Origin of the sequence: Promicromonospora sp. NPDC057488 (assembly GCF_042802395.1) — a bacterium.
In the GTDB taxonomy this organism is placed as follows: domain Bacteria; phylum Actinomycetota; class Actinomycetes; order Actinomycetales; family Cellulomonadaceae; genus Promicromonospora.
Window position 1 is genome coordinate 1 of sequence record NZ_JBHVEG010000340.1, and the last position, 1284, is coordinate 1284.

1 protein-coding gene is annotated in these 1284 nt (G+C 71.1%); it reads right to left on the bottom strand.

Annotation, left to right across the window (positions count from 1 at the left end; all coding sequences use genetic code 11):
- Positions 1-53: 53 nt before the first annotated feature.
- On the bottom strand, positions 54-1019 hold the full coding sequence (locus ACFU5G_RS29880; protein ID WP_377252783.1) for a glycosyl hydrolase family 18 protein: 966 nt from the start codon (positions 1017-1019) through the stop codon (positions 54-56).
- Positions 1020-1284: the final 265 nt, after the last annotated feature.

Here is a 1284-nt window from a genome sequence, read left to right on the forward strand (position 1 = left end):
GTCGGCAGCCCGGGCTGCCGACCACCTGACCTTCTACCGAACACCCAAGGTCGTCAGGAGTTCACCACGTCGCGCACGTGCGAGAACCAGGTCGCCCGGCCGCCGCCGTCGTGGCCCACCGAGTTGAAGTACTCCCAGCCGAAGACGCCGCCGAAGTCCGGGTGGCGGTCCACCAGCGTGCCGACCGTGGCGTCGAAGGTGGGCCAGTCCACGTACCCGCTGCAGTTGCCGGGGTTGGTGACGGTGCCGGCCACCACGCGGCCCGGCGTGAACCCGTTGGCGAGGATCTGGTCGTAGACCGTGGTGGTGCGCAGGTCGCCCCAGCCGCAGTAGAACTGCGTGTTGTACCAGTCGATCCGGTCGCCGGCCTGGCGCTCCAGCTCGGCGTAGGAGAAGCCGCCGGAGAAGCTCGTGCGGCCGGCCATGTCGGTCGCCACCGGCGTCAGGGTCACGATGAAGTCCGGGCCGAAGTCGGCGCGCAGCGCGTCGATCAGGTGGACCGTGTCCGCCAGGGAGAACGTCTCCTCGATGTCGAGGTCCACACCGTCCAGGCCGTAGGTGCGCAGGAAGTCGCGCAGCACCGGGTAGAACCGGTCGAAGTCCTCGCGCAGGTAGCGGTAGGTGCCCGGCGCGGCCCCGCCGAGGAACGCGCTGACCTTGACGCCCTGGTCCTGCATCGTGGCCAGGTCGTCCCACATGACGCCGAGCTCGGCGTGGTCGGCCGGGATGTCGTTGACCGTCAGCGTCGCGTCGGAGTTCAGGTGGATCGCGCCGACGTTCACGTCGGTGACCGAGCCGAGCAGCGGCTTGGGGTCGACGTACCGGCGCACGCCGTCCGACCCGGTCTCGTAGATGGTCTGGTAGAACGCGATGACCCGGTGGTCGGCATCGGCGGCCGACGACGCGGGCTCCTGCGCCAGCTGCTTCTCCAGGGCGGTGGCCGCGGGGCCCGCCGCGGCGGTCAGTGCCAGCAGGCCGGCCGTCAGCGCGGCGCCGAGTCGGACGAGCGAACGGGGCATCGGTGGCTCCCTTGTTCCAGGCTTCCAGGCGGTCTCGTGCGGTGCACCGGAGCGCTCCGGAGCACCCCTGGGACCGTAGGCGGCGCTCCGCCGTCGGACAAGGAGGGCGGCCGGACCATGGGGATATCCCTCATGTCGCGGACTGAGTGACGTTCAGCAGGCTGCGGGCGGCCGTCACCGGCCCAGTTCCGGTCGCCTGCGGCCAGCTGAACGCCACTCAGCCCGAGACGGCCGAGGCCGGGCTCCCCGACGGGAGCCCTGTCTC